This is a genomic window from Aerococcus suis (assembly GCF_900176325.1).
Lineage (GTDB): Bacteria > Bacillota > Bacilli > Lactobacillales > Aerococcaceae > Aerococcus > Aerococcus suis.
The window spans coordinates 1-7,495 of sequence record NZ_FWXK01000010.1; the positions used below are offsets into that span (position 1 = coordinate 1).

Below are 7,495 nucleotides of genomic sequence, written 5' to 3' on the forward strand. Positions count from 1 at the left end.
GTCGCTCTATCAGCAAGTTGTTGGTATATCGGATAAACTTCTAGTTTAAATTGTTCAATCAATTCATGGTCATGCGTTGATAGCACCCCATAATTGATTAACCATTCAGTAAATTTATCCTCGTATTTTGGTGCATATTCTTGTGGTTGATCGTTATATTTATTCTCTACCCAAGGTTGAGTTTGTTCAGGTTTCCAAGTAAATAAATAGCCAGTTAAAGGATTTCCACGCGTATTTTTCTTTATTTTCTTTACTTTCAGATTTTTAAAATAAGGAGATAGTTCTTTAATTACTGGTTTTAAAATCCGCTTATCGATATCACTTGTACTATAAGACTTAGGACAATTTAATAAGAATTTGAAATCATCTATTTTGAATTCTTTTTTTCCAATTGTTCGCCATTGCTTTAATAAACGATACATCGTTTTAGCATATGTAGAACGGATATTAGTAAATTCAGTTAATTCATATGTTGTAAATTCTACTTGAAGTCGATTTACAACATATTCAAAAACCTCTGAAACTTTTACTATTGCAGTCATTTCACTCAAATCATCATTCCATTCAAATTTAAAACGAGTAAAGAGATTCATTAATTCAAATGAATTTGAAGTTCGCTCAATATAGTGAATATTAGCTACTTTTTTTCCAAGGCTTTCAATGGTATCTTGGAATCTTTTATTGTTTGCAACAGAATAATTAGCTAACTCGGCTAGTTCAAATTTATCTAACTTTATTTCTCGCGTACCTTTATCACGTACTTTAGCTATGATAGAAAAGAAAAAATTCATTTCTTCTGAAGTCCATGTTCGCATATTAATGCTATTTAAATCATTATGATATTTTACTACTTCATTTGTCATTTGAGTCGCGCTCCTTTTTATGACTCAAATATTAATATAAAAATGTTTTTAGGTCAATTTTTTATATTGACTCAATAAACCAACAATTTGTCCCTAATGAAACCAACAATTTGTCCTTGATAACCAACAATTTGTCCTTAATAACCAACAATTTGCCCCAATAAAAGTGCTTACTGCCTTACTCTCCCAAGGGCTCAAAAAATCCTAAACATATATCTAAACATTATCTAAACATAGATATATTAAACATTTATCTATTTATCGTCTCTCGACGATGAAAAAAATGACTGAAAAAAGAGAAAAGAAAAATAAAAAAGAAGCCTTGCTGACGCAAGCCATTAAAAAAAGGGGCAAAGCCCCTTAAACCCCTTATTTTCAAGAAAAAGGGGAATTGTTGTATGAGAATATTTGAAAATCTAAGTAAATTTGCTAAATCTTCTGCATTTGTCTGCATGCTAACGCATTGTCAAGGGTTAACACCCTTAACAATCCCCAAAGGAAAATGAGGGTGTTCTAAGCCACTTAAACATTATTTGCATATAAAAATACACTCAGATGATTTTCAAACGCCTTAGAACGCAAATATGAGCTTTTCTCTTGCTGATGCCTTTTAAATTACTTATTTCGTTAGACAAACTTAAAAACACTAAAAACAAAATTAAGGGTGTTTTTAGCGTTTTTAACATGATCTAAGGTATTTATATTCAAATAGATTTCAAAAGGCCTTTAGGAGCAAATATAAGCCTCTTATCACATCTTTATGACCAAATTCTTTGCCACCATCTTTTTGAATGTTTATCGTTCTCTTCATTTCTTTCTTTATCATCTTCTGTAATTTTCAAGGGTTGCTGTTGTAAAAGTGATAATTGTTGTTGTTGATTAATTAACTTATAGGATTCTTCTAATCGCATATTTAAAGCGGAAATTTGTTGATCTTTTTCTATTATTTGGTCCTTTAAATATGCTAGCATCATGCTATGATTTTCATAGCTATCACTATTTTGAGTGCTATCATCTTTGGAATTTTCTGATAAGACTTTATCTAGTATATATTGATTCATTGACTGGTTATTTTCTTCCGCTAAATACTTGATTTCCTCACGTTCATCAGCAGTTAAGCGTACTTGTATTTGTACTTTATTTTTTAGTTCATCTATCATGCTATGACACCCCTATCACTTTCATATGACTATGTTATCAATATCATAGCATGCATGCTATTACAGACCAATATCAACTGATTTATAAAATTCATCGATATTTTCTTGCTCGATACCAATATACCGAAGCGTTGTTTGTGCGCTAGCATGATTAAAGATCAGCATTAAGTATTCTAAGTTTGTCCCATTTTGATAAGCCCAATAACCAAAAGTTTTCCGAAGAGAATGGGCTGATAAAGTAATGCCCACCATATCACCTGCATAGCGAATGATTTTATCAGCACGAGAACGTTTAATATGATGTATAGGCTCATTATTCGCACGGAAGAGCCAGTCATCCATCTCAAGCCTCTCCTGTTGCACATATATGCGTATACGTTGAATCAGTTTATCTGGTAAAGCAATTACTTTACGTTTGCCCGTTTTTTGTTCTGTAAGCTCTCGCTTACCTAAGACACTTTCGCCTACTTTTGCTGTCAGCACATCGCTGATACGCAACCCAGTATTTAAGCAATATAGTAGCAACAGTTGATTTCTACTATTTGTTGGATAAACATCTAATACCTCTTTTAATATCGTTCGATCTTTAATCGGTTTTGCAACTTTCATATATTCACTTCCTTTATTCATGGTTATATTACTATATTTAAATATAATAAATCGCTAGTAAAGTTGATAATATATCGTTTGTCAACGATTTCATTTTATGATAATTTACAAATGATAAGTCACTAATAATATTATAAGACGGACCATCGTGGACAGGATATGTTAGAGCAAAAATTGAGAATGGAAATCTTGTGACATATGCTGATTAAGGAGAATATTTATGAGAATTGCATTTGTAATGTCAACTCTTTTCATGCTGTTCGTTATATTTGTGATACGAATATTATGGAAGCTGTACAAAAAGAATAATAAATAAACATAAAAATCCCCCTTGGAAAAATCAAGGGGGATTTTTATGTTTTAGAAGTAGAATCAAATATAAATTTCTGAAAATCACTCTGTTGATTTAATAGGATTTGTTTGTACCCATAATTATAAAAGAAGAGATAAGCGTAATAAAATAAAAAAGGAACCCTTATATAAAAGGATTCCTTAGTACCCATAATGACATTTTGAGTATTTAGTTATTTGTATCAAATAAAGTTTTATTCTTCATAAATAAAACCTTATCAAGTTTATTCAGTATATTTTTATTATGTGATACAACAATAGCTTTGATATTATGAGTTTTAACATGCGTTATAAAAATATCTACTAAGTTATAATCAAGCCCAGATAGTGTTTCATCTAATATTATTATTTTTGGATTTAGAGATAAAGCCATACATAAGTATAATCGTTGACGTTGTCCGTTTGATAATTTACTTTCATTTAAAAATAATATTTCATCTTATTTAACAAGAAACCATATTTATATAACAACATAAAATACACTAAGTTATTTTATTGAACATATATCGTACTTTATCTATCCGACTATTTGGACGACGGGGCTGGCAAACAGGTTCACCGGTAGTAACATGGTACCCTTTTAACTCTGTTAAACAAACACTACGTCCATTTGTAAAGAAAGTTAAATCACTACGATATTCTTGAATACACCGAGCAGGGATTTCTCCACTAAGAATGACCTCATTATTTTTCAATTGAGTGTCTACGATGTTCGCACAATATTTAGGAGCATCGTTGTATGCTCGTGAAAGATATTCCTGTGGCGCATAAATTTTAAAACTAAGATATGGCTCTAACAATTCTGTTCCAGCTTTTTTTAAGACTTGTTCCAATACAATAGGAGCAAGCATCCGAAAATCTGCTGGCGTACTGACAGGGCTGTAATATAGACCATACTTAAAACAGATCTTACAGTCTGTTAATTTCCAACCGTACAATCCTTGTTCACACCCATAGCGTATACCTTCCATAACTGCATTTTGAAATGATTGATTTAAATAACCTAGAGAAACCAGGCTCTCATACTGAATGCCACTACCCAAAGGAAGTGGTGTTACAGATAAACCAATAGAAGCCCAGAAAGGATTTGGAGGTACTTCGATATCAATGGTAAATTCAGATTTTTTTAATGGTCTTTCCATATAAATGACAGTTGGTTTTCTTGTTTCTATCTCAATATGATATTTTTCTTGAATCAGAGTACAAGTTACCTCCATTTGTACTTTCCCTAAGAAAGAAAGTATAATTTCATGTGTCGTAGAATCCACGTAATATCGTAGAAGCGGATCACTATCTGAGATTTCCAAAAGGGCATCAAGCAACATTTCTCTCTGTTCAGGTTTACTCGGTTCAACAGTTGTTTGTAGTAGAGGGTGCGGATTTTCAATCTTTTTTCTCTGTGGCAATAGTTTTGTATCTCCAAGAACACTATTTAACTTCAAAAACTCATTCTGCAAAATAACAATTTCCCCGGAATAAGCCTTATCGATTTTACATAATTCACCATTTATTGAAGTATACATTTCTGTAACTTTTATTTTTTCTTTTTCTGATACTCTAACCGAATCTCGTAAATGTAGTACTCCACTATAAAGGCGTATATATGCAAGACGTTGTCTTTTTTTTGTATATTCAATTTTGAAAACATTTCCGCAAAGTTCAGACTGACCTCGATGTGTTGATGAATAAAATTTATTCGTAATCACTTCTATAAGGTTATCAATCCCTATATTGTTTTTTGCACTTCCGTGATAAACAGGGAACAGGGAACAATTCTGAAATCTTATGCTTTCCTCTTGTTCGAGTTCCAATGCTTCTAATGATTTACCGGACATATATTTCTCTAAAAGGTCATCGTTTCCCTCTATTACCGTATCCCATTGTTCAGATTCGGTAAAGTTCGTCACACACATATTAGGATACAGTTCTACCTTCTGTTTGATTACAATTTCGGCAGAAAGTTTCTCTTTAATATCCTGATAAACCGTTGATAAATCAATTCCATTTTGGTCAATCTTATTGATAAAAAAGATTGTGGGAATCCCCATTTTCCTAAGTGCATGAAATAATATACGAGTTTGTGCTTGTACGCCATCTTTTGCAGAAATCAGTAGAATTGCCCCATCTAAAACTGATAATGAACGATATACTTCTGCTAAGAAATCCATATGTCCTGGCGTGTCTATGATGTTCACCTTCGTATTTTCCCACTGAAAAGAGGTTATTCCTGTCTGAATTGTAATTCCTCTCTGACGTTCTAAAAGCGTATTATCCGTCCTCGTTGTACCTTTGTCCACGCTTCCTAATCCTGTAATCGCTCCACTGTTATATAATAAGCTTTCTGTTAAGGTAGTTTTTCCTGCATCAACATGAGCTAAAACTCCAATATTAATAATTTTCATGTGATTTTCCTCCATTCAAAAACCCAAAAGGGCATAAAAATCCCAGTGATAAATACTTTTATCACTGGGATTTTTATGCATAACCATAGGTATACAAAGCATACAGATATTCTCTGGATACTTTAGAATCACATGATAAAGGTATTCTTAAACTGGGTACAAAAAACTAAGCCCTCCTAAAAAAGGACATCCAATTATTTGTTCCCACTATCAAATTGACAGTTTATTTAAGAATACCTTGCCGCATATTTATTAACTCCTTTTAAATAGATACTTAAATAATAGCACGTAAGAGCATATTTGTAAAAGAATCTCCAATTTTTTATCAAAGAGAGTACGTGATTACAAAATAGCTGTAATAATGTACCAATATTTGTTATTCTATAATCTTCCAATTACTCCCGTTCTTTTCAAGTACCAAATCAAATTGAGATACCTGCGTTGCTTTGGTCTGCTGGTCGATATACTCCACTGTCAGCGATACCGTGACTTGATTATCCTTACGATTGTGAATAGGATTTACCAGTTCTTGAAAGATGTACTCTTTTCCGATTGGTTTTAATATCCCGTCATTCACATAGTAGGAAAGTTCACTGGCTGTCGCTGTAGGATAGAGCTTGAAGAACGTCGTTAAAAACTCATTGATTTCATTGGTTGTAATGGAATCAACCGTCCCCTCACTTTCAATGGCTTTTGGTTTATAACTTGATTTCTTAGGTATGTTGGTAATGGTCGGATTCTTAACCAGTACCATATTTCCAGAACCATCTACATAGACACTCACTATATAAGCAGAGTGGACGGTCTTTGTATTTTCTCCCTCTGTAATGAGCTGGTCTACACTGTAGGTTACATTAAACTCATTGTCGCCAGTTGGCTCTACCGTCCATATCTGAAATCCTCTTACAGAAGACGATACAGGAATATCTTTGCGTACTGTATCAACATTGAGAGCTTGAAGTTCATCTGTCAGATAGCCTTTTAGACTTTCCATTCGATTATCAATGGACTTATCGGATTGCTCCCATGAATAGTAGACTTTCGCAAAGTTCTCTACAAAATTTTCTACATGATGAGTATCAACGTATTCCTTTTCTATGATAGTTGTTTCGTGAATAGTATGAGTATCTATAGCTGTAAAGTGCTTGAATATCGCAAAGCTGAAACTAAGCCCTAAAAGTACCCACAAGGCAATCACAACCTTTTTATGAGGATTGACCTTATAGACACGAGGTTTCTTTTCCTTTGGTATCTGTTTTTTCTTTATTTTGAACATAATCTGATATTCTTCTAATATTAGTCTTGACTGGAATTATCTTCGTTGTTGCCACTTAAAAAACTCCTTTCATCATATTGAACTCTTATAAATTTTTCGTTTTCGCTAAAATCTTCTTCAATTAAATCTATGATATTTTTCATCTTAGAAATTTCATCTTGTAACTCTTTAATATCTGAATCCATAACTTTATCGAATGAATTTACTTTCTTAGCGATTTGATTTATGTTGTATCCAATTTTAGAAATATCTGCTGAAAATTTTACATAAGGTTTGTTTCTTTTTATAAAAACAACTGGTGAAATTGCTCTTGAAATCATATAGCTTGATGTTGATTTATAACCTAAAGATTTTGCCATATCATGAATCAAATTTCTTTCCTCTTCAGTTACTTTTATATGCATACCTCTATTTTTATTTGTCATATTATCTATTTCCTTTCTGAAATTTATATCGGGGATTGGGGTGAAACCCCAAAATAAAAAATATAGACGAATCTGTATTTTTGTCGTTAAGGTGTACACCTTAACTGTGCTTGCTGTTACATCTATATAACTTAAAGGTTATAAAGTTAAAAACTATTTTCTCAACGTTTATTCATCTCATCTGCCATTTTCTTTGCCTTCTTTACAAGATAAATCGTTTCAGATAGTCTTTGGCAGCTTTCTTAAAGTAGCCAACAGGGTGCGTATAGTTTTGTTTCGCAACATATGAGATATGCTTTGCGACGGTATCTAGTGTCGCTCTATCAGCAAGTTGTTGGTATATCGGATAAACTTCTAGTTTAAATTGTTCAATCAATTCATGGTCATGCGTTGATAGCACCCCATAATT

The 7,495-nt window shown here is 32.5% G+C and carries 7 protein-coding genes and 2 pseudogenes; all 9 read right to left on the bottom strand.

Annotated elements, in window-relative coordinates:
* On the bottom strand, positions 1-863 hold an 863-nt coding region (locus B8955_RS06635), incomplete at its 3' end, for a replication initiation protein (protein ID WP_143238431.1).
* Positions 864-1,621: 758 nt separating this feature from the next.
* Entirely contained in the window at positions 1,622-2,023 is a 402-nt protein-coding gene (locus B8955_RS06640) for a hypothetical protein (RefSeq protein WP_084099450.1), read from the bottom strand.
* 60 nt (positions 2,024-2,083) lie between these two features.
* Positions 2,084-2,632: a tyrosine-type recombinase/integrase gene (locus B8955_RS06645; RefSeq protein WP_159444454.1), complete on the bottom strand. Its 549-nt coding sequence runs from the start codon at positions 2,630-2,632 to the stop codon at positions 2,084-2,086.
* Positions 2,633-3,152: 520 nt separating this feature from the next.
* Positions 3,153-3,416 carry an ATP-binding cassette domain-containing protein gene (locus B8955_RS07160; protein WP_084099452.1) on the bottom strand — a complete coding sequence of 88 codons (264 nt, stop codon included), beginning with the start codon at positions 3,414-3,416 and terminating at the stop codon, positions 3,153-3,155.
* Between the two features lie 49 nt (positions 3,417-3,465).
* Positions 3,466-5,385 carry a tetracycline resistance ribosomal protection protein Tet(M) gene (gene tet(M), locus B8955_RS06655; RefSeq protein WP_084099453.1) on the bottom strand — a complete coding sequence of 640 codons (1,920 nt, stop codon included), beginning with the start codon at positions 5,383-5,385 and terminating at the stop codon, positions 3,466-3,468.
* Positions 5,386-5,400: 15 nt separating this feature from the next.
* Positions 5,401-5,448, bottom strand: a pseudogene (locus B8955_RS07165) (hypothetical protein); the annotation flags it as partial.
* Positions 5,449-5,761: 313 nt separating this feature from the next.
* Positions 5,762-6,661 carry a conjugal transfer protein gene (locus B8955_RS06665; protein WP_084099454.1) on the bottom strand — a complete coding sequence of 300 codons (900 nt, stop codon included), beginning with the start codon at positions 6,659-6,661 and terminating at the stop codon, positions 5,762-5,764.
* Between the two features lie 20 nt (positions 6,662-6,681).
* A complete protein-coding gene (locus B8955_RS06670; RefSeq protein WP_084099455.1) occupies positions 6,682-7,086 on the bottom strand; it encodes a plasmid mobilization protein in 405 nt (134 codons plus the stop codon).
* A 202-nt stretch (positions 7,087-7,288) separates the two neighbouring features.
* A pseudogene (locus B8955_RS06675) lies at positions 7,289-7,495 on the bottom strand (hypothetical protein); the annotation flags it as partial.

What these genes read in the sequence shown, in the direction of transcription:
- B8955_RS06645 (WP_159444454.1), bottom strand. Translation starts at nt 2,632, where the DNA reads ATGAAAGTTGCAAAACCGATTAAAGATCGAACGATATTAAAAGAGGTA.
- B8955_RS06640 (WP_084099450.1), bottom strand. Translation starts at nt 2,023, where the DNA reads ATGATAGATGAACTAAAAAATAAAGTACAAATACAAGTACGCTTAACT.
- B8955_RS06665 (WP_084099454.1), bottom strand. Translation starts at nt 6,661, where the DNA reads ATGTTCAAAATAAAGAAAAAACAGATACCAAAGGAAAAGAAACCTCGT.
- B8955_RS06670 (WP_084099455.1), bottom strand. Translation starts at nt 7,086, where the DNA reads ATGACAAATAAAAATAGAGGTATGCATATAAAAGTAACTGAAGAGGAA.